The sequence below is a fragment of the Parachlamydiales bacterium genome (assembly GCA_041671045.1).
In the GTDB taxonomy this organism is placed as follows: domain Bacteria; phylum Chlamydiota; class Chlamydiia; order Chlamydiales; family JABDDJ01; genus JABDDJ01.
The window spans coordinates 137520-164071 of record JBAZCF010000001.1 but is presented as its reverse complement, the minus strand read 5'-3'; the positions used below and the strand labels follow the sequence as shown (position 1 = coordinate 164071).

The window sequence follows — 26552 nt, the reverse complement described above, 5'->3', positions numbered from 1 at the left end:
ATGGTTCGATTGAAACGTATAACAAAATATTAGAACTACTTAAAGGAGAGGGCCTGTGAAAGCAATGCGAGATAGGATGGTAGAATGCGTTACCCTAGGACAAAAAAACATTTGTCAAGCTTTAAGTGAAATCGACAAAAAGCAATTTGAACCGCATCCTTGGACTTCTACAGAGCTTAATGGGCAGGGTTCTGCCAATATTTTTTCTAATGGAGCCGTTCTAGAAAAAGGCGGTGTGAGCGTTTCTACGGTGCGAGGAAAAGTCTTTGGAGATATGGTAAAAATGCTTTCCATCGAGCAGCAAATTGATCCTGCGAAATTTAGCTACTTTGCTACAGGCATCAGCATTGTCTTGCATCCTAACTCCCCCATGGTACCAACCATCCATGCTAATTACCGTTATTTTGAGATTGAAGATGAGAAAGGTAAAGTCGTAACTTGGTTTTTTGGCGGCGGGACAGATTTGACTCCTTACTATTTGTTTGATGAAGATGGAGTGCATTTTCACCAGACGCTAAAGGATGCCTGTGACCCTTGTGAAAAGGGATTGTATGAAAAGTTAAAGCAAGAAGCCGACAGCTACTTTTATTTGCCCCATCGCAAAGAACACCGAGGAATCGGCGGCATTTTTTCCTTACGCATGGATGGAAGGCCTGCAGAACAGATTTATCAATGGGTTGAAAATTGCATTCGCGCCTTTACTGAAGGGTATATTCCTATTGTGAATAGACGCAAAAAAGATGCCTATACCGAAGCTCAAAAAAGATGGCAATTAATAAGGAGAGGGCGCTATGTCGAATTCAATTTATTATACGATGTAGGCACGCACTTTGGGCTCAAATCTGGAGGCAATGCAGAAAATATTTTGATGTCACTCCCACCTTATGTGGCATGGGAATTCAAACATCAATTTCAGCCTGGATCTCCAGAAGGAAAATTAATGGAAGTCATTAAAAACCCTAAAAAATGGATTTGAATATATTTTTGAAGTCTCCCTATTGAGGATATGAGTAGAAAATAGCACCACTAATATGGATTTTCATTACGCTAATTGTTTAGCATAATGAAAATCCATGATTAAGACGGCTGCATTCAATCTCATCTAACCCGCAGGGAAATTTTTGACAAGATCCACTAAAAATTTGACATTATCTTCTGGTACGTTGGGCGTAACACCATGACCTAAATTAAAAATATATCCTTTAGTTCCTTGCATCGATTTCAAAATGCTCATCACCTCTTTTTCCAATACAGATTTGCTGCATAAGAGGAAATAAGGATCCAAATTGCCTTGCAAAGCGATCGTTGGCTTCACAACTTTCCTGACATTAGAGATGTCTATCCTAGAATCGATGCTAATTACATCAGCCCCGATGCCTTCAATTAAAGGATAAAAAACAGAAAAAGTTGTGCCAAACACAGTCACAGGGATGTTATTAGGATTATCTAAACGACTAATCACTTGCTTGAGATAAGGCAAAGAGAGCTCTTTGAAGGAATTCCACGACAAAACATTGCACCAAGATTCAAATATTTGAATAGCATCTACCCCAGCTTTGATCTGTTCATTTAGGTAGATAATAGTAGCTTCTGTCAGCTTATCTAACAGCGATTTAATCAAAGCAGGCTGATTTGAAATAAGGCCCATAAATTCGTTTAGGTCATGGCCTTCTCCTTTGCCTACAATGTAGGATGCGACTGTAAATGGAGCGCCGGCAAAACCGATTAATGGGGTTTTATGAGGCTTTAAGGCCTCTTTGGCAAGCTTAATGGCTTCCATCACATAGCTTGTAGTGACGGATATTTCCTCTGGCCTCAACCGATCGACATCTTTTTGGGATCTGATTGGATGCTTTGCAACAGGTCCCTTTTGGTCGATAAATTCGATTCCAATCCCTAAAGCATCAGGTACAGTCAAAATGTCAGAAAATATGATCGCAGCATCCATATGGAAAGCTTCGATGGGCTGCAATGTCACCTCACAGGCTAGTTCTGGAGTAGTGATCAGTTGCTTCATGGAGTATTTTTCTCTCATCTTTTGATAAGCTTTCATATACCGCCCAGCCTGCCTCATCAACCAAATGGGAAAATGTTGGACTGGCTGACATTTTGCAGCTTGGATATATGAATATTCCTGCGTTATTTTTGTCGCTTTTGTTGTCGCCATTGTCGTCATTTTTGACCTACTTGTTGTATTGATTCTAATATTGATTCAAAGGCTTCCACAGTTTGATCAATTTCTTTCTCATGATGCGCCGAGGAAAGGAAATTGGATTCAAACTGAGAAGGGGCAAGGTAGATGCCTTTTTCTAGCATCCCCTGAAAAAATCTAGCAAATTGCGCCTTATTAGCGGTTTGTACATCTTTTAGGCTGTTAACAGGATTAGATGTAAAAAACAAGGTGAACATCGTGCCTATGCTATTAATCTGAAATTGAGCTCCTCGTTTTTGCATGACCTGCTTAAAGCCTTGCACCAATCTCTTTTGCATATTTTCTGCTGCAGTAAACAGCTCCGGGTGATCTTTTAAATGCTGCAGCATAGCCGAGCCTGCAGCCATGGCTAAAGGGTTTCCGCTGAGAGTTCCTGCTTGATAGACTGGTCCTAACGGGGAAAGAAAATCCATAATTTCAGCACGCCCTCCAAAAGCCGCACAAGGAAGGCCGGCACCAATAACTTTTCCTAGGCAGGTCAAGTCTGGTTTTATTTTGAAGACAGCCTGAGCGCCTCCTGGGCTGACGCGAAATCCTGACATGACTTCGTCAAAAATCAATAGCGTCCCATGCTTTTGACAAAGCTTTTGAATGTCATTTAAAAAGTTATTCTGGGGTAAGACGACTCCCATATTTCCTGGGACCGGCTCCACAATAAGCGCAGCAATATCTTCAGGATAAGATTTGAAAGCCTCAGCTACACTTTCGATCTGGTTATAGTCGCACAAAATTGTATGCTGCACAGCTTCGGGTAAAACGCCTGCGCTATCGGGATATCCATGTGTGAGCCCTCCTGATCCAGCCTGTACAAGCAAAGAATCCACATGTCCATGATAGCAGCCTTTAAATTTAATGATTCTTTTCCGCTTTGTAAATCCCCTGGCAAGTCGAATGACGCTCATGGTAGCCTCTGTTCCAGAATTGACCATGCGGACCTTTTCACAACTGGGGAAAAAATGACGGATCAATTCGGCAAGCTCAATTTCTTGCTTACAAGGAGCTCCGAAGCTTGTGCCATGTTCCATGGCTTTTTGGATGGCTTTCAAGACAATGGGATTGGCATGTCCAAATAACATGGGGCCCCATGAAAGCACATAATCGATGAAAGCATCTCCATCCTCTGTATAAAGATAGCAGCCTTCAGCTCTGCTGATAAAAAGGGGATCTCCTCCTACAGCTCCAAATGAACGTACGGGACTGTTAACACCGCCGACCAATATTTTTTGTGCTGATTTAAATAGTTCTTTCGATTTCTTGTTGTTCATTATCTCTCCCTACAAAAATTAGCTTCAGATTAAAGATACGATCCTATCAGCGTAATATGTAATAATTAAATCAGCGCCTGCTCTCTTTAGACAAATTAAAGTTTCTTTAAATGCTTCCTGTTCATCAATTAAGCCATTATCTGCAGCATATTTTAAAGTGGAATACTCTCCGGAAACTTGATAAGCCACAATCGGAAGTAATGTCTCTTGACGTAATGTTTGGATGATGTCCAAATATGGCAAGCCTGGCTTGACGATCAAATAATCCGCGGACTCATCAATGTCTAACAAAGCTTCTCTTAAGGCTTCCCTTTTTTGCGAAGGTTGAATTTGATGGTGTTTACGATCGCCTATAAAAATGTCATCTGAACTAGCTTCTCTGAAAGGACCATAAAACTGTGAAGCAAATTTAGCTGCATAAGACATGATGGGAATCATAGGATATCTAGCTTGATCAAGTGCCTGCCGAATAGCCTGAACCATGCCATCCATCATTCCTGAAGGCGCAACAATGTCTACTCCTTTTTCGGCATAAGAGATGGCCACTTTTTGCAAACTCTCTAATGTTTTGTCATTGTCGAGATGCCCTTCACACATAATGCCGCAATGCCCATTGGAGGTGTATTCACAAAGGCAACAATCAGCTATTAAGACAATTTCCGGGAAATTCTTTTTAATCATAGCTATTGATTTTTGCACAACACCATCAGAAGCATAGGCTTTGGAGCCTTGTTCGTCTTTTTCAGAGGGAATTCCAAATAAAATCACGGACTCAACGCCTAATTTAGCAACTCGCTCGACTTCAGGAAGCAAAGAAGCAAGAGAGTGTTGGTAGACGCCGGGCATTTTTTTGATCAGCTTTTTCTCGCGGCTGCTCTCATGAACGAATAAAGGGAAAATGAAATCCGATTTGTTGAGTTTCGTCTCGGCCAATAATTTTCTCAATTGAGGTGTTTGTCGGTACCTCAACATACGTAACTCTGGATATGACATAAAAATCCTTTAAATAATAATTAGGTTCCAGACGCAACTATTAATCGTATTGCTCCTTCCAGGCAAGCAATTTAGTGCTTATTTTTGCCGCAGCTTCTTGACGCTCCTCGACAGGAAACTTAATTCGTTCTTCAAAGAACTGATCCATCGTAGAGGAAGATATAAAGACTATGAGCGTAATAGTTTTCCAGTCAGGACTCAATTCAGAATATATCCCTAGCGGAATGCGACAATCAAATCCTACTTTTTCTAAGCATGCCAGCTCTGTACTTGATTTGATTTCTTGCTCTGGACTATTGACTGCACGGCAAATTTCTACAAGTTCAGGGTCATCCCTGCGAGTTTCCAAAGTGATCACTCCTTGGCCTGGTGCTGGACAAAAAATGTAAGGGCTAAAGCGGTAAGAAATGACATCTTGCAGTCCAAGTCGGATTAAGCCAGCTTCTGAAAGCAGGAGGGCATCTGCTTTGCCTTCTTTTAATTTTTGCAGACGCGTCAAAACATTACCGCGATAATCGATGAATTGAATGTCAGGACGCAATTTTTTTATTAGCGCGCGGCGGCGTAAACTCCCTGTTGCAATGACAGCTTCTTTGGGAAGTTGATCGAAGTGCGTTAAGGCTTTGTTGAAAATCAAAACATCCGTGACAGCTTCAGGCGTTAAAAAAGCTGCCAGGCTGAGTTCCTTAGGAATGGCGCTGGTAATATCTTTAAGGCTATGCACAGCAATGTCGACTTGTCGATTCTTCAACGCTACCTCTAATTCTTTGATAAAGACTCCTTTCCCACCAATTTCGCAAAGAGGACTGTCTAAATCAAGATCACCGGTAGTATGGACAACCTGAATTTCAAAGGAGATACTTGGAAATAAAGATTCAAATTTTGATTTCACTATTTCTGCTTGAGCTAGCGCTAATTTGGATCCGCGCGTCCCCAATCTAACTTTTTCAATCATAACCGACCTATGGGGTATGGAATTTTAGGAAACTTTTATTTGAGATGTTAGTCCATTATTATTTTAATCAAAATATCTTTTTACAAGCCAATTTTAGGCGTAAAAAGGGAATTATCAAACAACTAGGCAGAGCACCTTAGCATAGATTCTCATTACGCTAATCATGTAGCGCGGCTGTATATCTAGACCATGGCGTGAGCCCGATTAACAAATAAACCATTGATCTTAAGTAACTTATAAATAATTCCCTAAATATGAAAATCAATCCTTTTCAAAATGTTATGTATAGAAAGCTACCTACTAAACAACTGTTCTGAGCGCCTAGTGCAGCTGATTAGAAGGTAGCATTTCATTTAAATTTTAAACATATTATTTTTCATGATATATGAACCACAACTTTTAAATTAATTGACTATAGATTTTTTATTAACTATTGCAAATCTCCACTGAATTAAAGTACTTAAATTAGACGCAAATTTTATTTAACATAGATTTTTGATTTTTTTACTTTACCGTTAATATTCTTATAAATTAATTTAAAGTTATAGATTTTATTATTACATTTGGTAATAATAAAGAAAGGAGTTAGTAAATAGAGGTTTTTATAATAAAGTAAAAGAATGCATTTTATTTAATTTTAAAATTTTCCTTGTCTTTATAAAAAAAATTAACCGGGAAGATATTTTATGAAAGTAGCAATGGTTGGCTTAAATGCTCAATTACAGAATTTCGAAAGTTTTCTGAAAATAGGCAGTCATATAGATTCTCGATTAAGTGAACTTGAAGAAGAAGTCGAGGGGATTATTTTATTACATACTTGCAATCGAATAGAACTATATTTTCGTTCTGATAATCCAAAACAGGATTCTATTAAAATAAAAAAATTTTTGGATAAACATAAGCTAATTACAGAAGACTGCCAGATTTACAGTTTATATGATTACGATTGTATCGCACATTTATGTCGACTAGCCAGCGGATTGATCAGCCCAGTTTTCGGAGAAAGCGCTGTAAGTGCTCAAGTAAAAAGGGCTTATCAAGAGGCTTTAGACCAAAAGAAAATTTCTAAAGAGCTAAACATTTGTTTCCAAAAAGTTTTGCATATCGCTAAAGATGTAAGGAATGAATTTGGCTTGAATGATATTCCTTCCATTGTTTCAAGAGCCATTTTACAAGAAGCTGAAAAGATTTTTTCAGATCTTCACAGCAGAAAAATGCTTTTTGTTGGAAACTCTAAAATCAACCATGAGATCATGGGGCATGTGCATAAAATTAAGAAAAACCATAACTACTTGACCAATCGTACTGCTGAAAATGCAAAACACGCTATTGAAGCCTTTCAAATGGAATACATTGAATGGGAACGTCTTGAGGAGTGGAGCGAATTTGATATCATCATTTGCGCTGTAACCACCGATAATTATGTTATCAGTTCCTCAAAAGATGTCTATTCAGTGAAAACCAAGCTCATAGTCGACTTAGGAGTACCTCACAATGTGAACCCTTCATTAAGTCATTCAGATATGAAGCTTATTAACATGGAGGCTTTAAACTTGCTGTGCGTACCCTTTTATGAACACCTATTTAATTTGTACTCAGCTGCAGATCAATTCATTGCTTCGAAATTAGGTGGCTATATAAGTCGCTTAGAGCTAAGCAGAGACTTAGATTCAGACAATGTTGATATTGAGACCTACTTGAATTCTTCAGCCACGATGAAAGTGAAAAGATAAGTGTAAACCTAGGAATCAATACTTCCGAATTGACGAAGGAGGGAGATTTAAAATCCCTCTTCCGTATCTCTCCCTATTGGACTTCTTTCGAAATTCGCTTAGGTTGAGAAAGAAGCATTTCAAAAATAAAATTTAGTCAACTGCAATTTAGGTCAAAAAAATCTATCCTCTAGTAATTTAATGAGGGCTGATTTTTACCTATAGCTATAAATATTCCCCCAGCGAGAAATATGACTAATGATGCCAGCCAGATAGGGGTTTCTGGAGAAAATGACGCAGCTAAGAATCCTGAAGCCAACAAAGGAAGGATCCCGGCAAAGGCCATGACACTTCCATTTAATCCCATTGCCTCTCCTTGCCGCTCTCTGCCTGCCCGCTTGGAAATTAAAGCCGTAAGGTTAGCCATTGTTAATCCTGAAGTCATTGAGAAGAAAGGGGCATTAAGATAAAGATATTTGGATATATAGATGTTCACAAAGACTAAAACAAAAAAGGCTGTGCCCCAAATACTGAACTTAAGGACTTTTTCTTCATTAGCAAATTTGCTTACAAAATTTGTTAAGAAGACCTGACTGATTAAAATACATAGCCCAATGAACGCATAATATTTTCCGATGTCTCCCTCAGAATATTGAAAGCGGTGCGTTAGAAAAACAGGAGCAAAGGAAGTGTAAAATATAAAACCAAACATGAAAAGAAAGTTAGTGATGAATAAAGTCCGAAGGCTTACGAAATGCCAAGCGCCAAATATGCGATGTAAGGCCTTAGAAAAAACAATGGTGATATCGGGATTTTTTTTGGCATGAGTTTCAGGGAGTACTTTCACAATAAAGAGAACATTGAAAAATGAAAGTAAGGCAGCAAACCAAAAAGGTGTTGCAGCCGAAAACCAAGAGACCATTTTTGGGTCTGCTAGGATGCCTCCAATGATTGGTCCTAAAATTAGACCAACGCCAAATGCTGCGCTTACAAGTCCAAAATTTCTGGCTCGATTATCGGGTCGAGAGATATCTCCAATGGCAGCTTGGGCTACCACAATATTTCCGGAGAACATACCTGAGAGGGCACGCGCAAAAAATAATAACCCGATGCTATGAGAGTGTAGGCCTATTGCAAAAATGATATAGCCCACACCTGTGCCTGCAATTGACCAAGGCAGTACTTTTTTACGCCCTAGCTTATCTGAGAGTTGTCCGAAAATTGGCGCTGCAAAAAATTGGCCGATTGAATATGTGGCCATTAAAAGTCCAAGTAGCTGATACCCAGTTGTGATATTTTCTCCAGTAGGATCTAGCAAATAATGAGACGATGCCGGATTTGCAAAAAGTTGCGGTAGAATGGGAATAAGAATGCCAATACCAACCATATCTAATACGATTGTAAAAATGAGGGGTATAAGGGGAGATTTACTCATATCGATTTATGCCTTTAAGTTTCGATCCTGGAGGTTTGGTTAAGTGTAGGCTAGTCCTTTTCAAGCTAGTTCTGGCTATGCTTTCATTCTATTTCTGAACCTTCTAGCAGTTTAGCGCATTTCATTGTTTATGCTTAAGGATGACATCTTGACAGATTTCTTTGGCGACGCGTATGCCTGCATAGACAGCGGCATCAAAACCACGGCTTTTTAACTCTGTGTGCTCACCTGCAAAATATCTGCCTAATGATGGTTGATTGATAGCCTCATAATAGCTTGGGATTTTAGCTGAGGGAAGGTAGTAGTGAAATGCGCCTTGAGCGGTTTCCATTCTTCCCCAATCTACTGTTTCAACAAACTCTAAACACCCCTGAGTTGAAGGACGAATTTTTTCTAAAATGCTTTTGGTGTGATCAGCCAGAGAGATCCTATCCTTCTGTTCAGCTTGATATAAACGTTCAACGGTTTGACCACTTGAAAAAGCATAAATTCCCCATACATCTGGACCGCTTAAAGGAGTTTCACGTGTATCTTTATTATAGACAGGCACAACCATATTAATATCGGTATCCGTCCACATAAAGAGTGGCAACCCATCTTTTTCCCAAAAGGGAGATGTGACACGAAAAAACGTTTTTACTGAAGGCGTATATTGAATTTTTTCAAAGGCTTCTTTTTGCAGACCGGTGAGGGGGGGATCCATCTGAATGGATCGCATGGGCCCAGCAGGTACAGTAAATACGACTGAATCACAAATAAATATTTCTCCATTTTCAGCTTGAACCTCGTATTGATCACCCATTTTTTTGACTGAAGTAACTTTTGTATTGTAATGTATATCTTTAAGGTTTGCTGCAATAGCTTTTGGAAGATTTTGTTGTCCGCCATGTACAAAATAGTAATTTGAAAATACCACACTCTCAGTAATCCAAGTTTTCATAGCAATATTAAATGCGGAAACTTTAGTAATGTCATCAACTTCAGAATTTGTTTTAATAATCGATAACGCTTCAGCTGGAACGTCCTGCTCTTTAAGAAATGCCTCTAAAGATTTTTGTGAAAGCTCTGTAAAGAATGGATCTGTGAAAACATGCTCAAAAGAGCTGGGCTTTGGGATTTTTGCGATATAATACCTGAGCAACATCATGGGGGTAATTTTTTGAATGTCTATAGGCAGAGGGTTATTTTGCCATTCAGCCCAATCTTTTTGCTTGACCCACTCGTTTTGATTCTTAAAGTAGTATGCGATATTAAAGGCTTTATTTAAAATGCTCATAGGTGCAGATGTTAGCTTGATGCCTACTTCAGAAGCCAGGGCATGTAAGGTCGTATAATAAAAGCCAATGGCCTCGCCTCCCCCTTCACCGCCAAATTCTGTTGTTAGCATACGTCCGCCTGGATACGAATTTGCCTCAAGTACAGTGACGCTAGCTTCAGGGAGATCTTTCTCTAATTGAAACGCAGCTGTTAAACCGGAAAGTCCGCCTCCAATAACAATCACACGATGCTTGTGCGCTTTCATAATACTACCTTTAATTTCATAGGCCATTATCACAACTCTGATTTTAAATAGAAGGCTGCTATTGCTTGCCAGAATTTCAACAAAATGGGAATCGTTGATTTTTTTTTATCCTATTTCTCATTTAAATGAATAATCAGGAAAAGACAAGAATTAAATTTGATAGAGAGTGTTCTAAAATACGTAGTACTTTGGCTGCATCAAAAAAAAGATTGACATTTCTGGGACACCTTGCAATGGTGCTAATATGGTCATCTTATGGAGTTTTTTCCTCTCGATTATATCGATTCAATCATCATAAGACTTGATCCCATTAATTTAGAATAAAAGGGAGTACTCTATGAAAAAACCATCCATTTTGATTATTGGAGCTGGCATCACGGGATTAACAGCTGCTTTTTTTGCCATGAAAAGAATCCCTGGAGCTCAAATCACGATTCTGGAAGCAGATCATCGTGTAGGCGGGCGCGTGTTAACCATTGATAAAATTGAATTAGGTGGCGAGACCATTTATTGTACCCCTGATGCGGATGAAATGTTTTCCGCATTAAAGCTTGATAAGATTCCTGGTTTAACTGGAGATCGAGAACTGATGGGAAATGGGGATCCGATTTCCCTTATACCTACTTTAGCTATGATGCAAGAAGTTCCTGAGGTTAATGAGTCTCTGTGCCAGTTTTTAGAACGGGTAAGAAATTTTTCTGCTAAAGATATCATACGCTCAAGCCTATCAAGTATTTTTTTTGCGTATGATGCGGAACAGTTGTCTGCAGATTTTGCTAAATTTAGAATGATTGGGGCAGGACGTCTTTTGAAAAATGAATTTCCTTGGGTAAAGCCAGAGGAAGGCATGGAGGAATTTGCCATAAAAATGGCTGAGTATTTACAGCTTCCTGAAAAGGGCGGAAAAATTATTTTGGGATGTAAAGTTCAGGCCATACAAGTTGAAGATGATAAAGTTACCGTGCAAACAGATACACACGAGAATTTTACTGCTGATTTTATCATTGTCACGGCTCCTCCTGCAGCTGTGATTAATAATCATATCAATATTGAACCTGAGCTGCCTAAAGATTTAATCAACGCCTTTGACCACATTAAAATGGCAAATTTAGGCAAGTTATTGATTAAATTGGAAAAGCCAAAAGACATCAAAATGCGCATAATTTTTTATCCAGAGGATAATAGTTTAGTCAACCAGATGGTCGTTTACCCAGGCTTGGAATATGCTTTAGTCGCGATTAACTTCTCCATTATTAATAAATTCACTCAGAATGAATTTGAGGAGCTAATTAAAAAGGCTATTGGAAATTTTGTTGGAAATTTTGAAATTATTCACACAGCACTTTGGGATGGAAGTCACCCCAGTGGAGGTGGGTACCCTCTTGTTCTTCCAGAAAAATCCAAAGATGGTATGCGGGTTCAGGAAATTCAAAATGTAATTGACAGGTATAATCAGCAGTCAAAAGCTATTTTTTTTGCTGGGGATTGCGTAAGGCTGGATTATTATGGACTACAGGCTTGTGTGGAATCAGCAATCACCTCTGTCACACAAATTAGTAATCTAATTACTATACATGCTAAACCTTAAGTGATCTTTGAGGTCTCATGGTCCAAAATGTTTTTTTGAAGATAATGTAGTAAAGTACTGTTCAACTTAAGGAGCCTATGGCTCTTTAAGTTGAACAGTACTTTAGCCTCTCTTTAGCCTAAGCTAACCTAACTTTTTAGTGAGCTGATAGCTTGATACTTCCCACTTCCCATTATTTTTTGTAGCTGTAAATAGCATGAGAATTGTGAAAAGTGCGCTGGGATTATTCTGGAAATGACTTACTGTAGTAACATTCACAATGGCGACATCAGGACGCAAATAACGAATGTCTTCAACGATAAAATTTGAATCAAGATTTACATAAATAGTATCAAATATTTTTTGAAGAAGCTCTGTAATGGTATTGCGTCCTTTCAAAAGCGTTCCTTCTAATGGCACATAATCGACATCTTCGGCAAAAAATTTTAGATACTCATTACTCTTTTTTAAGTTCCATCCTTGTTGCATTTGGTTGACAATAGCACGAATTCCAACTTCGTCCTCTTCCGCTGCACGTGACACAGGTTCTAAACTTTTATTTAACATGTTTATCTCCATATTTTCGATAATAATCTTTATGGATATGCCATGGCGGCCTAATTAATTTAGATCCTCCGTTATATCCTTGATAGAATCCAAGAAAATACTTTTTTAAATGCTTGGCTATATTTTCCTAAAAGGGGTGAACTGATAGACCGTAATGTCCCATTTAGAATTATTCTTTTTCATCACTAACTGCATGTGTCCATTAATCGTTTTGGAAGGGTCCTTTAGTAAAACCGATTCAGCACGAATATGTACAGTAGCCACATCTGGACGCAAAAATCGAATTTGTTCAACAGTGAGATTCCAATCTACATCTTTATAGGACGTATCAAAAAGTTTTTGAAGGCTCTGAGCATTTGCCTCACGCCCCTTTATATGTAATCCATTAGCGGTAATGAAATCTGCATTTTCTTCAAATAGATCCGAAAACTCTTTACCATTTTTATTGTTCCAAGCGGTTTCAATATTTTCGACGTGTGTTCGAATGATTGCCTCTTCTTCGGTTACCATTTTTAAAGTTTTTTCTGCCATTTTTTTATCTCCTATTGATTTCTATGAGCCACAAGGAAACCTAATTAGTCGTTCTCTATACTCTCTGAATAGCTTAGCTTGATTTATTTGTCTAAACTTCTTATCTACTTTTTAAAGAAACCTCACGAGTAATTTATAACTCCGATTTATGGCCCTCTATAGGTAAATCGGCTCAAGATAAGGTCTCTCTTGAAGACTCTTTTGCTTTGATTACTATTTAGCGGCCTTCAACGTGCTCTTTTTTGTTTGCTGTTGCATACTTTTGGTTTTTATCCTGTTCCAATGAAGCTATTTTCAACTTGGAGCTAGTAATGCGCAAGCGATTGGCTAACAAGCAAGAGATAAACCAAAGAAATTTAAATGCAAGCTCTATATTTTTGGATTTTAATTCCATAAACTTAGCATTATCCATTGTATCTACTATCACTTCTGTTTGAGCTTTAACAACTACTGAAGCAGGATGTCCATCAAGAAATCCCATCTCACCAAATAAAGTCCCTTCCGAAATATCCCCTAATTTGATTTCATTCCCTTCAATATTAGTAATAAAAACGTCGGCCACTCCAGATTTCAGATAATAGAAATCACGCTTAATTTCTCCGAATTTAAGAATTTCCTCTGAGGACTCATAAGATTTTTCTTCGTAGTAAGTTGAGATTTCTTCCCATTCTTCTTTAGTAAAATTTTTTCTAAAATCAGCCATATGTACTTCCTTTTTATACATTTAACACTTTCTTTCAGATCACATTTTTCAAAGACTGCTTTACAGTAGGCTGCCTCTTTTTAAACTGCAATCTATCTTAGCTTTTACTCTAAAATCTCATTCCTCAGACTAAGCAAATATACACACTGCTTAGGCCTTCATGGATTATATTACACTATTCGTATAAGCGGCATAACTGTTTGATTTTCAGGGTGTAGTAAAAAAACTTAGAGCATATTTGCTAATATAGTCGAAGCTTTTTATCTAGCATGAAACAAGGGATATGTCGCTACATGATTAGTGTAATGAAAATTCATGCTAGGAAGGCTTGGCTTAATAAGTGTTCTTGCTACAACATTTACTTTAGCCAGATATAAAAGTAAAGTTACTGAAAAAACTCGGGAAAATTTACTAGAACACCTATCATTTTCAAAAAAATCGCTCTGATATCTTCCATAAGCTACATTTCATTTCCAAGCAAATGTTCAAAACCTATGAATATTTTTTTCTTCAATTCATCATTATTTGATACAAATAACCCTCTCTTTAAATAAAGATTATTAAATAATCTCTCAGCCTTTCCTTTTTTCCTATATAGACAAAAATCGGTAAATATTCTAACTATGATGAAAAGCAGATGTTTGAAACAGATCCAAGTAATTTTATGAATGCAACCTCAACACCTTCAAAATTTAAAATCTATGTTGTGGGTTTCGGCGGAGGAAATCCCGAGCACTTGACGTTGGAGGCTAAAAAATATTTGCAATCCGCCAACCTCATTTTTTACGACTCCAAAATACATCCCAATCTGTTCTTTTTAAGTTCTAAAGAGGCTAAATGGGTTTCTATATCCTCTTTAAGTAAACGACAACTCCATTCCAAGCTAGAAAAACAGCTCGATATAAATCAAAACGTCGTTTTTCTTATCCCTGGAGCACCTGAACCTAAAGTCATCAATGCTCTTTTGGACAATCGGCAATTTCCGTATACACTCATTCCAGGCATCTCTTCTGATAATTCACAAGATTTCCCTTTGCCTAAGAACCGTGCAATTGTCTTAAGAGGCATCGATCAATCCCAAAGCTTTTTAAATGATCTTGTTGAGTTAGGTTTGGATGTCATTCAGTGTCCTATGATCGAAATTATTCCTAATAAACAAGCGCTTAAGCGTCTGACCTCTTCTTTTATCTCCGGTTTTACTAGCTTAATTTTTACAAGCAGCAACGGCGTTACTATTTTCTTTCATCATCTCATCGAAAATGAAATCGATATCAGAATCTTAGCTAACAAAAAAATCTTTGCTGTCGGACCGAAAACAGCGGAAAGTTTGAAATTATTCGGACTTATCCCTGATGCGATACCTGAAAAATTTGCTGGTGATACCATACTCAAACTGTATAGTGAAAATCTCCAAGAAGAAAAAATTTTAATTCCTAGGGCTAAAATTGCTCGCCAAACATTGCCAGAAGAATTGAAAGCCAGAGGTGCCAAGGTATGCGATTTGAGCGTTTATCGCACCGTTTCTCCCAAGCTAAAGCCCATTGCTATTCAGGACAATGACTTAGTGATCTTTACAAGCTCTTCTACAGCTGATCATTTTTTCCAGAGTAAGCTTTATAAAAATCAACGTATCGTACCATTTTGTATCGGCGATTACACGAGGCTGACTGTAGCCGGTTATTTTTCAGGAACCATTTACACATCAGATCAAGCTACGGCTGAGTCATTGACAAAATGTATAGAAGATTATTTAAAAAATGAGTAAGAAATCAGTTTGCGCAATGGATAAATGAGTTTTCAAGCAGGCGACTTTGCAGAAGTATGAGCTAATAATTTGATCTATTAATCGTTCCCAATTTTCATTACCGGTATTTTCCGTAAACTACCTACAAATCACATGCCAAACTAAACAACTAATGAAAATTTTTCCATTGAAAATTTTATTTAACACAATTCAAGTAATTGTAAATTAATCACTTATAACTAATGTTATTGATTATTAAATCTAATATTATTAATAAATAATCTTAATTAATGTTATTATAAACGAAAAAACAGGTACTTAATATTTTAATTAAGTTCCTTATGAAGCAGTATAACTTCTCTCCTTTAGAAGAAAGGACGGTTCTTGATGCTGCAATACGAGCAGCATTAGCGATCTATCTCATCAGAATAACGCCACCATTAGTGAGGGTAACAGCGTCACCTCAACTGTTACCTTCACCATTACCTTAAGCAATGCAAGCAGATAATAACGGCGATTTATTTGCCTCCAATGGGGATACAATAACCTATTCTTTAATAGAACCCGACTCAGCTTATTTGAAGCCAAATCGGGTTGGCATTTTCCTAACTTAAATCAGGCCATCCACCCACATCTTCTTGTGATTTGAGAATGTCTTCGAATTTCAATGCCTTGATTTTCTTTATGATTCTTTCATCCACAGAATCTCTCTTCAAATTGCACCCTGCATTTTCAAGTATGATGGGATAAATGCTCTCCGCTGAAAAGGTCGATATTGGCACCGCAGCAGAAAACATTTGCTCATAACTTAAACGACCGCGGATTTTCGCTTTGGAGTCGAGAATAGGTGTTCCACTCCCACTGCCCACTTTCACCCCTACATACTGGCCCATTGCTTGGCTTGAACGGATCGGACCTATATTTCCTGAAATAAATACTTTTAAATTCGGTTTTGCGGTGGTGCTATCCTCTACATTGATTTCAGGCTTTACGTCCGTTTTGTTAACATACAAATTATTGATGTATTGGAATTGGAATATGACGTCACCTAGTTGATCGGGATTATCTACTCCTGTTGTGTACCTGGATCCGGAACGTGTATAGTTATAAATTAAATTATTTACAGCTTCCATCTTGATGTCATAGTCCCTTTTATTAGCATCGACATCATTCGTTTCAAACTGAGGCCCACGCATAACATAGTTTGCAAACAAGCAATGATGAACGGATAGGGTGTTAGCACTGGCATTAAATCCATACGCGTGTTCATCGCCATAAGGATGGATTTTAGGATTAGCTAAAGGTTCTGTAATGAAGCACCACTGGATAGTGACATTCTCACTTCTTGTCACACTGACAACCTCATCGCAAGACCAGGAAAGAGAGCAATGGTCTACGATGACATCTTTTGATGTATCGATGTTAATGCAATCCAATCCAACGGATTTTTCAGGACGTGAACGTCCTTCCTTTTTATTTTCCTCTAATACTTTAACATCCCCATGACGGACACGGATATAACGTACAATGATGTCATGGGTATCTGAAAATTCAAGTCCATAATTTTTAATGCAAATTCCTTTATCTGGTGCTGTGGATCCATCAATGGTCAAAAATGGTTCTTCAATAACGAGCCTGTCTTGGAGTGAGATGTTGCCCGAAACATCAAATTGGACAATACGCGGTCCTTTTTGATTTACCGCCCATCGAAAAGAACCTGTTTTAGGATTATTGGGATTATCATCGAGCCTGGTAACTTTTATTATCTGTCCGCCCTTACCTCCCTTTGAATTAGCTCCAAACCCTTCTGCACCTTCAAATGCTAATTCAGCATTTACCGATCCCAGCCAACAAGTGAAAAATAAAATTGCCAAAAGCTTATACATGAGTTTCTCCCGTTAGTATTTCTAAGTCATTGATCAATATAAGGTATTATCTATAATAAAAATTATTTAACATTACAAAAACTTTACAACGCTTACTCATGCTAACTTTAGCTCTCAAAATGCTTGTGGGCAATAAATCATCTTTTTTAGGGGTTATTTTCGGCATTTTTCTCGCCACATTACTGATTTCCCAGCAGTCTGCAATTTTTTTGGGACTGGTTTCACGTTCCTATAGAATGGTAACAGATATTTCAGCTCCCAATGTATGGGTCATGGACCCGGCAACAGAAAGCAATGATAAACTACGCAATATGTCCCTGAAGAATTTATCTTTGGTTCGCAGCGTAGCAGGGGTGGAGTGGGCTGTACCTATCGGCATTTCAATTCTCCCTATTGTTTCGGAAGAAGGCGTATTTGAAATGGGTGAGGTGTATGGAATCGATGATAGCACGCTGATTGGAGCTCCCGTAATTATGCTTGAGGGTTCGATTGAGGATTTAAGGCGGCCCGGAGGCATTATAGTGGATACGCAATCAGCAAATGGCGTACTTGCTAAAAAGCTTCCTGACGGACGAACTATTCCCGTGAAAATTGGAGACACCCTGGAAATTAATCGACAACGCGCTGTGATTGTAGGAATCTGTTCTATTACCCCAGGATTCTTTCCTCAGCCGGTAATTTTCACTACGTTTTCGCAGTATAAAGCATATACAGGTTTAGGTGAAAATGCGCTCGGATATATTGCTGTTAAAACGGCCCCTGGGGCTAAGGTCTCGGAAGTCGTCCGCGGAATAGATAATATCCAAAATATTACTGCGTTGACGAGGGAACAACTTAAGAACAAAATACGAGATTTCTTTCTAAAAACAGGTATTCTGATCAATTTCGGTCTATCAGTAGCCCTAGGTATCATCATAGGATTCTCGATTGCAGGCCAAATTTTTCATAATTTCACAGTAGAGAATTTAAAGTACTACGCCCTAATCAAGTCCTTAGGGGGAAAACGCAATACCCTATTGAGTATGATCCTACTGCAAGCTTTTTTCGCAGGTGCTATAGGATTTATATTAGGAACCAGTGCCACAATGCTTTGGGGAATGACCATCAAAAATACAACGCTAGCTTTCCTTTTCCCTTGGCAACTTCTCTTATTTACAGGAGGAATTATTCTAGTCATCTGCTTATCCTCAGCGCTGCTAAGCATTCATCGTGTATTAAGTGCTGATCCTAAAGTACTTTTGGGGAATTAGCATGCATAAGCCTGTCATCACATGCAAAGGGATAAAAAAAACTTACGGTTCTGGCGACCATCAAGTAGAGGCGCTTAAAGACATTGATCTGGATATCTATCCTGAATGTTTGACTTTGATCGTTGGACCTTCGGGTTCAGGTAAAACAACCTTATTGTCGATATTAATGACGATTTTAACTCCTGACGAGGGAGAATTAATCATATTTGATAAAGACATTCACACTATGTCGATAGATGAAAAAGCTGAATTTAGAAATCAGAATTTGGGTATTGTCTTTCAATCGCTATTTCTAATTCCTTCCCTTTCGGTCATAGAAAATGTGATCTTACCTTTAACGATTGCCGGAACAGCAGAAAATATTTCTCTGGAAAAAGCGCAGTCATTGTTAGATCAGCTGCATATTGGCCAGAAAGCAAATGATCCTCCAGAAGAACTATCTAAAGGACAGCAACAAAGGGTTGCTATCGCTAGAGCACTAGTCAACGATGCCAGAATACTAGTCTGTGATGAGCCTACAAGCGCTCTTGATGAAAGCACTGGTGCAGAATCGATGAAACTGCTGAAAGCCATAGCTCAAAATTCAGGCTGTGCCGTTGTGGTCGTAACGCATGACCAGAGAACTTTTCCCTATGCTAATAGAATTGTTGAACTAAATGACGGAAGAATTACTTCAGGTTAAAAGATGCAAAAGAACTATTTTAAAGTTATCCTAACGCTATCTTTTCTAGGTCTATTATTGATAATAGCTTCGATGTGGAAAGAAAATCAGGAAGTAGTCATTCCGGAAAGAAATACACTTCATCCCGTATCCCCTTTCAAGAACTATATTTCAGCAGTTGGAATTGTGGAGGCCAGCAGCGAGAACATCTCGATCGGAGTACCACTGAATAGAATTGTAAGCAAGGTAATGGTCAGTGTGGGTGAAAACGTCAAGAAAGGCGCACCCTTAATTCAATTAGATGACCGCGATTTAAAGGCTGAGCTTAAAACTCAACAAGCCTTATACGATATTGCTGCGGCTAAACTCCAAAAACTGGAACAAGCTCCCAGAGAAGAAGATATCGCGGTTGCTAATGCCGATGTGATTAATGCAGAAGCTGAACTTAAGCAATCTCAAAAACAATATGAGATGGTCCAAAACCTACAAGATCCACGTGCGCTTAGCCAACAGGAAATCGATCGCCGTCATTTCGCTTATATCCAAGCGGAAGCTAAGCTTACCCAGTCCAAGGCAAATCTGAATAAAGTAAAGTCCGGCACTTGGAAACCTGATGTAAGCATTGCAAAATTTGAGTTGCAACAGGCTAGAACAAATGTGGAACGTGTCAACACTGAGATTAATCGGACGACTGTTCTTTCACCCATTGATGGTAAAGTACTGCAAATCAAAATCCACGAAGGAGAATTGCCTCCTGCTGACACTTCCAGAACGCCCATTATGATTGTGGGAAATACGGATGAAAAACATCTAGAAGTCAGCATTAATCAATACAACGCCTCTTATTTTGATCCTAAGGCTCCTTCGGTAGCGTTTTTACAGGGCGATGCACGTGTACAGGTACCGTTAGAATTCGTTCGCCTAGACCCCTATTTGGTCAATAAACAAAATATTACCAACGATATTTCAGAGAAAGTGGATACACGTGTCCTGCAAGTCGTGTATAAATTTGTAAATAACCCTTATCGCATATTTGTAGGACAGCAAATGGATGTGTTCATTGAAACAAATCCTAATCCAACCCCTAACACAATTTCGCACGAAGATGAAATTTCAAATGCGTAAGCTATTTATATTATTATTCCTCCTAGGGGGTTGTTGTCATCGTCCTTGCCCTTGCGAGATGGAAATTGACATTCCCAATCAATGGGAATCCCCCCTCACCTGCAACATGGAGCCAAGTGTTTTGGAAGATTTTGTCTGGTGGGATGCTCTTGAAGATCCTATATTAAACTCTCTGATTGAAAAGGCTTCGATAAAGAATTTAGACCTGAATAGCGCTGCCTTGCGTATTTTACAAGCGCGTTTAGAACGTAATGGCATGTCAGGAGCTTCTCTACCCCATATTGATGCATCAGTATCTGTAGGCGAGTTAGGATTTAATAGAAAAATCCTTAAAGAGGCACTTGGTTCCTGTGTTGGAAGCCGTACAGCCAATGTAGGGTTTTTCGAGGCCGGGTTTGATGCCGATTGGGAAATCGACTTTTTCGGAGTCAACAAACATAAGATAGGGGCTTTGGAAGCTAGAATTCATGCCTCAGAAGAAAACTATTTTAATCTCTGGTGTACACTAACAGCTGAAATTGCGCGCAACTATATTGAGTTACGTGGACAGCAAAAGCAACTGCAAATCATTCAAAACCTCATTGCAGCCAACCAAGACAATGTCGTTTTAACGGAAGAACTAGTGCGGATAGGGATTAAGAACACCGCCGATAGAAAAATTTCCGAAGAACAATTCAACCGTATGAATGCCCGTAAACCTCAAGTAGAACTAGCTATTCAGAAGTCGATCCATCGCCTTTCCATTCTTACGGGCCTATATCCTTCCCAATTAGTCTGCGAACTAACCCCTCTTGCTCCCTTGCCGAAACTTCCTTGTGTTTTACCTGTAGGCATACCCACAGAACTACTCCGTAATCGCCCAGATATTAGAAAAGCTGAACAGGACTTAGCTGCTGCCATGGAATTGGAAGAAAGTGCCATAGCAAGCCTTTACCCACGATTTTCCATTAAAGGATTTATTGGCGATATTAGCACTAAATGTGGGTCTAGCGGGGTCTATTTTATTACTCCGCAATTGCTTTTTCCCCTATTTAACAGCCGTATGCTGGAAAAAGACGTAGAGATGAGTAAGACTGAAACACAGATAGCTTTGCTCGAATACCACAAAGTGATTTTAAATGCTTTTGAAGAAGTTGAAAACGCTTTGGCAGCACTAAAATCTTCACAGGAAAGAAAATCCTATCTACAAAAAGCCCTTGAATCTGATGAGGAAGCTCTCTATTCAATTTCTGATTTATATAACCAAGGTTTTAACAGTTATTTCGAAGTATTAACCATACAACAAGCATTATATAGCTCCGAGGAAGAGCTGCTACAAATTAATATTGAGCTGTTACTTGAATATGTCAGTTTATATAAGTCATTAGGCGGATCGAAGTGGATGCTGTTGGATAATTGTCTTTGAACCGATGAGATCTGAGGTATATTGCAGTTCATTTATCTATTCAAAAAAACGTTTAATTAATTATACCTGATTTTGAACAAACAAATGCAAATTATTGCAGGAGATCAAATGGAAGTTTTACACCTTATAAATTATTGGGCAGTGATTGTTGCAGCCATTGTTTTTTTTCTTCTAGGCGCTCTGTGGTTTTCCCCAGCCCTTTTTGGATATCCTTGGATGAAATGCTGCAATATCAAGGAAGAAGATATTAAAAGTTGTGGCGGCCTCAGCTATCTTTGGGGATTCCTAGTATCATTCCTTTATGTTCTAGCCCTAGCTTATTTCATAAAACAAACTAATGCTCATACTCTTGGTGAAGGCGCCTGTTTGGCCTTTTGGGCTTGGTTAGGTTTTGTTGCTACAACCCTAGCAGGTAGCGTTATCTGGGAAAGAAAACCTTGTGGATGGTGGGCAATTACAAGTGGTTACTATCTTGTAGGCTTGCTAATCAGCAGTGTTATTCTAATTCTCTGGATCTAAGTAATGATCCGAGTGCGGTGATAGATTTGACAAGTCGCCGCACTCCCCTATTAGGACAAGGTTAGCATTTAGCAGAAAATCACTTCCCTGCAGAAAGCTCGTCCATTTTTGCTGCTGTTATCCCATAGTTTAATAAGGTGTCTTTCAATTTTGAATAGTATTTCATGAACTTTAACGTTTCATTATGGGAGTCTTGCAGGTTTTCAAGATTCTTATCGGGGTGTACTTTTAGAAAGGCTTTTTTCCCTTTACTCATAGCTAAGCTATATGTGGCAGTACTTAGTTCAAGTTGTTCTTTCATCTGATCGTTATAACAATGGATGAATTTGGTTTTTGCTTTCTCTAGCCTTGTAAAGGCTATTTCGATTCTCTCCTCTAATTTAACCAGCATATTCCCGATATTTACCTGCGGAACACAGGCAGTCAGGCCAAGCCAATCGATGCAAGTCATGTAGATATTTTCTGTTATACTGCGGGTAAAAACATCCTGCTCTCTGATTCTATTCAGGGCCTTTTGCCCTCGTACAGCATATTCTAAATAGGTTAGATCCCTATAGATTTTCCAAGAAAAGGAAACTAAATCCTTTTCAGCGGCATATGTGGCCTGACTTAACTTTGGGGTAACCAGTTCATAGCAAAGAGTATTAGACTCTGTTTTAATAATGGTATACCGGCAGGATTTCTTTGCTGCTTTCTCACTTTCTAGAATAAGCTCTTCTAGGAAATCAGTAAGCGTCTTACATTGAGTGTCTTCTAAGGAAATTGATAGCATATATTGAAAATAATTTTTTTATTCATATAGTTTCATCATATTCAATAAGGAGTTTTATTATGTGTTTTTCCGCCGAAGCCAGTTTAGGAGGAGCCGCAGTTCTAGGAATTATTGGCTACGCTACACTTAAGAAAACCTCCTTACAACCTTCTTTACAGTTAATTGCGATCATACCACTTATGTTTGCATTACAACAACTCTCAGAAGGTTTTATCTGGTTGTCTTATAGTTATTCTTTTCCCGAATTATTTGTAACTGCAGTAAAATACATCTTTCTTCTGTTTGCATTCATCATATGGCCGTTTTGGATTCCTTTTGCCTTTTCCTATGCAGAATCTCCTGGCTGGAGGCTGAACGTATTGAGAGCAATCACAGTATTAGGAGCTTTTACATCCCTTACCTTTGCTTATACGGGATTTTCCCAAACGTTGAATGTGATTATGTGGGGGCAAAGTTTAAGATATTTAGGAACCGTTCCCGATTTAACACTTCCTTATGTAGTCGCCACTGTTCTGCCCTTCTTCATTACGTCGATACAAAAATTCAAATGGGTCGGAGTAGGGATGTTTGGAGCGTTTTTACTAACGCTTTATATTTATTTCTATAACTTTATTTCTGTATGGTGCTTTTTTGCGGCCCTTCTTAGCGCAGGCTTTTACCTAGCGCTAAGAGAGGAGCCTGAAAGAAGTCGTCTTACTACTTCTTCCAAAGTGTAAACAAGAAAGGCAGCATAGTTGCTGTCTGTTTGACTGGATGCTCGCCTGTTTCTGTAGCTTTATTGACATTGTCAATTAAGCTTTGAAACAGGTGATGTAAATAATTATACAATGCGGACACCCATCCCACTAGGGTAGTAAATGCATCCGGGAAAAATTTCCAGATAACAAAGAATAACAACCCAAAAAACACAAAATTAAATATAAATCGCATAGCAACTCCGGGGGTTGCGGTTATATATATTTACTTTAACATAAACGATATTATTACAAAATTTCCTCTGAAAGAAGAGGCGAACTTTTTTTTAGAAATCCACAGAGTGTTAGCCCTGTGCCCCAGATAGCAAAAAAAACAAAGAGGGCTATGCTCCCCAAGCGGCTAGTAAATTCGGCCGCCATCATAGGGCCTATGGTAGAGCCTATGCCATAAGTCATTAATAACAAAGCAGCTATAGAAGAGAAAGAAACATGCGGCATAGCAGTTGCCATATATGCGATACTTTGCGGGTAAAGAGTAAAAGCTAATCCGCCCATAACAAACGAGTTAATTAAAACATTCCAATAGGCAGGAAAAAAGAAAATCGAAAGGGTGGGAAGAAGTATAAGCATACTTGTTCCAATCAATACTTTATCTCTAGGAAATCTATCGGAAATCCAACCAATGGGCCATTGCAGCAACACTCCGCCAAAGATTGTGACACTAAGAAGAATGGAAGGAGAAATTTCATATTCCACCGCGAATTGCGGTGTGAAGCTATAGACTCCGCTCAGGATAATTCCCGAACAAATACTGCCAAATACTCCTAATGGGCAAATTAGAAACATCGAACGCCACTGGGAAATGGAGCTATTATCGGCAGTGGACTCTTCCATATGGATCGGTTTATTTTCGAATAAGAGAGGTAAAACACCTACTGCTGTTAATACGGAACATAGGATGAAAGGTAGGGAAGAGTTCGAGGGTATAAAATCTATAAAGTATTGGCCTATGGCTTGCGAAAAATAAAGGGCAACAGTGTAGATAGCTAAAATCTGTCCCCTTGTAACTGCAGTACTAAAAGAAAGGAGCCAACTTTCAATGACGATATAGATCAAACCCATGCAAATTCCTGCGATAAAACGCATAGAGATCCATAGCAAAGAAGAGTCAAGGCCTCCCATAGCCAGAACAGTCATAGCTGTAGCTAGAGTCGATAAGATAAACGTATTGTTGTAGCCTATCCTTTTCACAAAGAATTCGCAAAAAAAAGCTGCGATAAACATTCCGCCGTAGTAGGCAGAATGCATTGCTCCTACCACTTGGTCGCTATGTCCATTGCTTTTAATTAAAAGAGTCGTAAAAGTAACAAAATATGCGGTTGCTAGGACCACAAAGACGAGGCTTAGGAGAGGATTAAATAAGGCTTTAATTAAAAATAACATAACTATTAAATTTTGTTGATTTCATTATAATATAAATTTATATAAATTTCAATAAAATAATAAACATACGACACCGAGCAAATAAAACGTGGATAAATTTTGGAAGGAATTACAGACAGGCGACATTCAATTTAGAGACCGGTGGCAGTTCGAGCTAAAATCAGAATTTGCTGCTACCTCAGCCAATCCAAAATCAAACCATCGCCAAGAATTCTACATCTTTGTTCCCAACTCGCTTCTGATAAACTCGCAAACCTATACTGTAAATGACTTTTTCAAAGATCAAAACAATTTTATCCGTTTTAAAACGCCACGAATCACTTTAAAAGAGTTGCTAGATGAGTCTAATGAAAACTCTCCTCTTACACGATTTAAAAAAGGTTTAGTCGAAGAGAAAAAATTCACTTACGAACTGAAGCTGCTTGCCAATATTGTAAGAAGTGAGTTACGTGATGAAGTCCATCAACTGGTGGATTTTCTTAAAGACAGGAAAAAGCCCCTCGATTTGGAGCTCTTCGCGAAAAATGTCACTCAGCTATGCGTTGAATGGAAGGTGTTCCGTCAGAAATTTAAAGAGACGATTATCTCTCTAGATACAACCAATGGATCTAACATTGCAGTTACATCAGCCTATGTAGATGAGTTTCTAAGTGGAACCTTTGATTTTTATTTTGTGGGCTTGCTGAAATACCTAAGAAAGCTGAACGACGCCTCCTTGTCGGCATGTGATGCACTCATCTGTGAACTACTATCGGATGAGCTAAAAATACGCGTTAAATACTTCCCCTTGTATGCTAATCCGCAGGATCCTTCTGCACGTGATGAAGAAATCCCCTATCGCCAGAGCCTACTGAACAAATTCGTAATGGATGTATTGCATTTAGTGTCTAACCGCGATGCCTTGATGAATAAGCATAGAAATCTTATCGGCAGTATTGCAGCAGGTATAGCTATGCTTGTTTTCCTATTGTTGTTTGTCTCTCAAGCAAGTCAATTCGTTGTCAGCTCTGAGCCTTATATCTTTCTGACTGTTGTATTTTATATCCTTAAAGACCGCATAAAAGAGGGGTTACGTTCAATTCCCTCCATACGTGGCTTTGGGTGGCTTGCTAACTATAAAACGGAAATAAGATCGCCTGACAATTCACGACTAATGGGAACCTTGATGGAATTGTTTACCTTTTTAGATCAAAAGGATGCGGATCCTAAGATTATGGAAATTCGCAATAAACATTTTCATACCATGTTGGAGAAATTCCAACGCCCTGAGAAAATCATCTATTATAAGAAAAGCGTCTGTATGTTTACTTCGTTGTTTGCCAAATATTCAAGGCTGAACATTATCTCACGCTTTAATATCAGCCAATTCTTTTGGAAAGCAGGCGATCCTTACTTTGTTTACAACGTTTTTGATCCAGAGACAAAAAAAATTGTCGAGATAGAACTCCCCAAAACCTATCATATCAACATCATCCTCAAAAATACCTATGCCGAAAACGACACTACAACCAAAGTCACCTATCAAAAATTCAGATTGATAGTGGACAAAAACGGTATCAAAGAGGTCCTGCAAGTCAACACAAACTAAAT

At 38.6% G+C, this 26552-nt stretch carries 24 protein-coding genes; 11 read left to right on the top strand and 13 right to left on the bottom strand.

The annotated features are described in order from the left end of the window. Window positions 1–64: 64 nt before the first annotated feature. Window positions 65–976 (top strand): oxygen-dependent coproporphyrinogen oxidase, encoded by a 912-nt coding sequence (gene hemF / locus WC222_00785; GenBank protein MFA6914907.1) that lies wholly within the window; start codon window positions 65–67, stop codon window positions 974–976. 126 nt (window positions 977–1102) lie between these two features. On the opposite strand, the gene hemE is transcribed toward hemF, so the two are convergent. The 4 genes from hemE to hemC form a co-directional block, all read right to left on the bottom strand. Then, window positions 1103–2167 carry a uroporphyrinogen decarboxylase gene (gene hemE, locus WC222_00780; protein MFA6914906.1) on the bottom strand — a complete coding sequence of 355 codons (1065 nt, stop codon included), beginning with the start codon at window positions 2165–2167 and terminating at the stop codon, window positions 1103–1105. A gap of 5 nt (window positions 2168–2172) precedes the next feature. Next, the gene (gene hemL / locus WC222_00775) at window positions 2173–3477 is read right to left on the bottom strand and encodes a glutamate-1-semialdehyde 2,1-aminomutase (protein MFA6914905.1); all 1305 of its coding nucleotides are present in this window, start codon (window positions 3475–3477) and stop codon (window positions 2173–2175) included. Between the two features lie 24 nt (window positions 3478–3501). Further along, the gene (gene hemB / locus WC222_00770) at window positions 3502–4449 is read right to left on the bottom strand and encodes a porphobilinogen synthase (protein ID MFA6914904.1); all 948 of its coding nucleotides are present in this window, start codon (window positions 4447–4449) and stop codon (window positions 3502–3504) included. Between the two features lie 61 nt (window positions 4450–4510). After that, complete coding sequence (gene hemC / locus WC222_00765; protein ID MFA6914903.1) at window positions 4511–5425, bottom strand: hydroxymethylbilane synthase; 915 nt, start codon at window positions 5423–5425, stop codon at window positions 4511–4513. Between the two features lie 698 nt (window positions 5426–6123). On the opposite strand from hemC, the gene WC222_00760 reads away from it, so the two are divergent. Beyond that, window positions 6124–7158, top strand: coding sequence for a hypothetical protein (locus WC222_00760; protein MFA6914902.1), 1035 nt, complete (start codon window positions 6124–6126; stop codon window positions 7156–7158). 169 nt (window positions 7159–7327) lie between these two features. Here WC222_00760 and WC222_00755 read toward each other — a convergent pair whose 3' ends face one another. Beyond that, window positions 7328–8572, bottom strand: a complete 1245-nt coding sequence (locus tag WC222_00755) for an MFS transporter (GenBank protein ID MFA6914901.1) — start codon at window positions 8570–8572, stop codon at window positions 7328–7330. 121 nt (window positions 8573–8693) lie between these two features. Continuing rightward, window positions 8694–10121, bottom strand: coding sequence for an NAD(P)/FAD-dependent oxidoreductase (locus WC222_00750; GenBank protein ID MFA6914900.1), 1428 nt, complete (start codon window positions 10119–10121; stop codon window positions 8694–8696). Between the two features lie 310 nt (window positions 10122–10431). On the opposite strand from WC222_00750, the gene WC222_00745 reads away from it, so the two are divergent. Further along, window positions 10432–11682 carry an FAD-dependent oxidoreductase gene (locus WC222_00745; GenBank protein ID MFA6914899.1) on the top strand — a complete coding sequence of 417 codons (1251 nt, stop codon included), beginning with the start codon at window positions 10432–10434 and terminating at the stop codon, window positions 11680–11682. 123 nt (window positions 11683–11805) lie between these two features. Here WC222_00745 and WC222_00740 read toward each other — a convergent pair whose 3' ends face one another. The 3 genes from WC222_00740 to WC222_00730 form a co-directional block, all read right to left on the bottom strand. Then, the gene (locus WC222_00740) at window positions 11806–12228 is read right to left on the bottom strand and encodes an SgcJ/EcaC family oxidoreductase (GenBank protein MFA6914898.1); all 423 of its coding nucleotides are present in this window, start codon (window positions 12226–12228) and stop codon (window positions 11806–11808) included. Between the two features lie 117 nt (window positions 12229–12345). Further along, window positions 12346–12759, bottom strand: a complete 414-nt coding sequence (locus WC222_00735) for an SgcJ/EcaC family oxidoreductase (protein ID MFA6914897.1) — start codon at window positions 12757–12759, stop codon at window positions 12346–12348. A gap of 217 nt (window positions 12760–12976) precedes the next feature. Then, on the bottom strand, window positions 12977–13462 hold the full coding sequence (locus WC222_00730; GenBank protein MFA6914896.1) for a cyclic nucleotide-binding domain-containing protein: 486 nt from the start codon (window positions 13460–13462) through the stop codon (window positions 12977–12979). 637 nt (window positions 13463–14099) lie between these two features. Here WC222_00730 and WC222_00725 point away from each other — a divergent pair. Beyond that, window positions 14100–15227 carry a uroporphyrinogen-III synthase gene (locus tag WC222_00725; protein MFA6914895.1) on the top strand — a complete coding sequence of 376 codons (1128 nt, stop codon included), beginning with the start codon at window positions 14100–14102 and terminating at the stop codon, window positions 15225–15227. Between the two features lie 584 nt (window positions 15228–15811). On the opposite strand, the gene WC222_00720 is transcribed toward WC222_00725, so the two are convergent. Next, window positions 15812–17092, bottom strand: a complete 1281-nt coding sequence (locus WC222_00720; GenBank protein ID MFA6914894.1) for a hypothetical protein — start codon at window positions 17090–17092, stop codon at window positions 15812–15814. Between the two features lie 98 nt (window positions 17093–17190). Between WC222_00720 and WC222_00715 the strand changes: the two genes are divergently transcribed. The 5 genes from WC222_00715 to WC222_00695 all read left to right on the top strand — a co-directional run bounded on the left by WC222_00715 (window position 17191) and on the right by WC222_00695 (window position 22052). Next, window positions 17191–18342 carry an ABC transporter permease gene (locus WC222_00715; protein MFA6914893.1) on the top strand — a complete coding sequence of 384 codons (1152 nt, stop codon included), beginning with the start codon at window positions 17191–17193 and terminating at the stop codon, window positions 18340–18342. Between the two features lies 1 nt (window position 18343). Beyond that, the gene (locus tag WC222_00710; GenBank protein MFA6914892.1) at window positions 18344–19024 is read left to right on the top strand and encodes an ABC transporter ATP-binding protein; all 681 of its coding nucleotides are present in this window, start codon (window positions 18344–18346) and stop codon (window positions 19022–19024) included. A gap of 3 nt (window positions 19025–19027) precedes the next feature. Beyond that, the gene (locus tag WC222_00705) at window positions 19028–20128 is read left to right on the top strand and encodes an HlyD family efflux transporter periplasmic adaptor subunit (protein MFA6914891.1); all 1101 of its coding nucleotides are present in this window, start codon (window positions 19028–19030) and stop codon (window positions 20126–20128) included. Continuing rightward, on the top strand, window positions 20121–21533 hold the full coding sequence (locus WC222_00700) for a TolC family protein (GenBank protein ID MFA6914890.1): 1413 nt from the start codon (window positions 20121–20123) through the stop codon (window positions 21531–21533). The genes WC222_00705 and WC222_00700 overlap by 8 nt, the downstream gene beginning before the upstream one ends. Window positions 21534–21641: 108 nt before the next feature. Continuing rightward, complete coding sequence (locus WC222_00695; GenBank protein MFA6914889.1) at window positions 21642–22052, top strand: DUF1761 domain-containing protein; 411 nt, start codon at window positions 21642–21644, stop codon at window positions 22050–22052. A 79-nt stretch (window positions 22053–22131) separates the two neighbouring features. On the opposite strand, the gene WC222_00690 is transcribed toward WC222_00695, so the two are convergent. Beyond that, on the bottom strand, window positions 22132–22824 hold the full coding sequence (locus WC222_00690; GenBank protein MFA6914888.1) for a hypothetical protein: 693 nt from the start codon (window positions 22822–22824) through the stop codon (window positions 22132–22134). 59 nt (window positions 22825–22883) lie between these two features. Here WC222_00690 and WC222_00685 point away from each other — a divergent pair, with 59 nt between their 5' ends. Further along, window positions 22884–23540 carry a DUF6629 family protein gene (locus WC222_00685; protein MFA6914887.1) on the top strand — a complete coding sequence of 219 codons (657 nt, stop codon included), beginning with the start codon at window positions 22884–22886 and terminating at the stop codon, window positions 23538–23540. Here the strand turns inward: WC222_00685 and WC222_00680 are convergent. Beyond that, the gene (locus WC222_00680; GenBank protein ID MFA6914886.1) at window positions 23521–23754 is read right to left on the bottom strand and encodes a hypothetical protein; all 234 of its coding nucleotides are present in this window, start codon (window positions 23752–23754) and stop codon (window positions 23521–23523) included. The two genes, WC222_00685 and WC222_00680, sit on opposite strands and share 20 nt — an antisense overlap. Window positions 23755–23807: 53 nt before the next feature. Continuing rightward, a complete protein-coding gene (locus WC222_00675; GenBank protein ID MFA6914885.1) occupies window positions 23808–24962 on the bottom strand; it encodes an MFS transporter in 1155 nt (384 codons plus the stop codon). Between the two features lie 88 nt (window positions 24963–25050). Between WC222_00675 and WC222_00670 the strand changes: the two genes are divergently transcribed. After that, window positions 25051–26550: a hypothetical protein gene (locus WC222_00670; GenBank protein ID MFA6914884.1), complete on the top strand. Its 1500-nt coding sequence runs from the start codon at window positions 25051–25053 to the stop codon at window positions 26548–26550. The last annotated feature ends 2 nt before the right edge of the window (window positions 26551–26552 follow it).

What these genes read in the sequence shown, in the direction of transcription:
- WC222_00760 (MFA6914902.1), top strand. Translation starts at nt 6,124, where the DNA reads ATGGTTGGCTTAAATGCTCAATTACAGAATTTCGAAAGTTTTCTGAAA.
- WC222_00695 (MFA6914889.1), top strand. Translation starts at nt 21,642, where the DNA reads ATGGAAGTTTTACACCTTATAAATTATTGGGCAGTGATTGTTGCAGCC.
- WC222_00740 (MFA6914898.1), bottom strand. Translation starts at nt 12,228, where the DNA reads ATGTTAAATAAAAGTTTAGAACCTGTGTCACGTGCAGCGGAAGAGGAC.
- WC222_00725 (MFA6914895.1), top strand. Translation starts at nt 14,100, where the DNA reads ATGTTTGAAACAGATCCAAGTAATTTTATGAATGCAACCTCAACACCT.
- WC222_00715 (MFA6914893.1), top strand. Translation starts at nt 17,191, where the DNA reads ATGCTAACTTTAGCTCTCAAAATGCTTGTGGGCAATAAATCATCTTTT.
- WC222_00700 (MFA6914890.1), top strand. Translation starts at nt 20,121, where the DNA reads ATGCGTAAGCTATTTATATTATTATTCCTCCTAGGGGGTTGTTGTCAT.
- WC222_00735 (MFA6914897.1), bottom strand. Translation starts at nt 12,759, where the DNA reads ATGGCAGAAAAAACTTTAAAAATGGTAACCGAAGAAGAGGCAATCATT.
- hemL (MFA6914905.1), bottom strand. Translation starts at nt 3,477, where the DNA reads ATGAACAACAAGAAATCGAAAGAACTATTTAAATCAGCACAAAAAATA.
- WC222_00730 (MFA6914896.1), bottom strand. Translation starts at nt 13,462, where the DNA reads ATGGCTGATTTTAGAAAAAATTTTACTAAAGAAGAATGGGAAGAAATC.
- hemF (MFA6914907.1), top strand. Translation starts at nt 65, where the DNA reads ATGCGAGATAGGATGGTAGAATGCGTTACCCTAGGACAAAAAAACATT.
- WC222_00720 (MFA6914894.1), bottom strand. Translation starts at nt 17,092, where the DNA reads ATGTATAAGCTTTTGGCAATTTTATTTTTCACTTGTTGGCTGGGATCG.
- WC222_00705 (MFA6914891.1), top strand. Translation starts at nt 19,028, where the DNA reads ATGCAAAAGAACTATTTTAAAGTTATCCTAACGCTATCTTTTCTAGGT.
- WC222_00750 (MFA6914900.1), bottom strand. Translation starts at nt 10,121, where the DNA reads ATGGCCTATGAAATTAAAGGTAGTATTATGAAAGCGCACAAGCATCGT.
- WC222_00680 (MFA6914886.1), bottom strand. Translation starts at nt 23,754, where the DNA reads ATGCGATTTATATTTAATTTTGTGTTTTTTGGGTTGTTATTCTTTGTT.
- WC222_00685 (MFA6914887.1), top strand. Translation starts at nt 22,884, where the DNA reads ATGTGTTTTTCCGCCGAAGCCAGTTTAGGAGGAGCCGCAGTTCTAGGA.
- hemB (MFA6914904.1), bottom strand. Translation starts at nt 4,449, where the DNA reads ATGTTGAGGTACCGACAAACACCTCAATTGAGAAAATTATTGGCCGAG.
- hemE (MFA6914906.1), bottom strand. Translation starts at nt 2,167, where the DNA reads ATGGCGACAACAAAAGCGACAAAAATAACGCAGGAATATTCATATATC.
- WC222_00690 (MFA6914888.1), bottom strand. Translation starts at nt 22,824, where the DNA reads ATGCTATCAATTTCCTTAGAAGACACTCAATGTAAGACGCTTACTGAT.
- WC222_00755 (MFA6914901.1), bottom strand. Translation starts at nt 8,572, where the DNA reads ATGAGTAAATCTCCCCTTATACCCCTCATTTTTACAATCGTATTAGAT.
- WC222_00710 (MFA6914892.1), top strand. Translation starts at nt 18,344, where the DNA reads ATGCATAAGCCTGTCATCACATGCAAAGGGATAAAAAAAACTTACGGT.
- WC222_00745 (MFA6914899.1), top strand. Translation starts at nt 10,432, where the DNA reads ATGAAAAAACCATCCATTTTGATTATTGGAGCTGGCATCACGGGATTA.
- WC222_00675 (MFA6914885.1), bottom strand. Translation starts at nt 24,962, where the DNA reads ATGTTATTTTTAATTAAAGCCTTATTTAATCCTCTCCTAAGCCTCGTC.
- hemC (MFA6914903.1), bottom strand. Translation starts at nt 5,425, where the DNA reads ATGATTGAAAAAGTTAGATTGGGGACGCGCGGATCCAAATTAGCGCTA.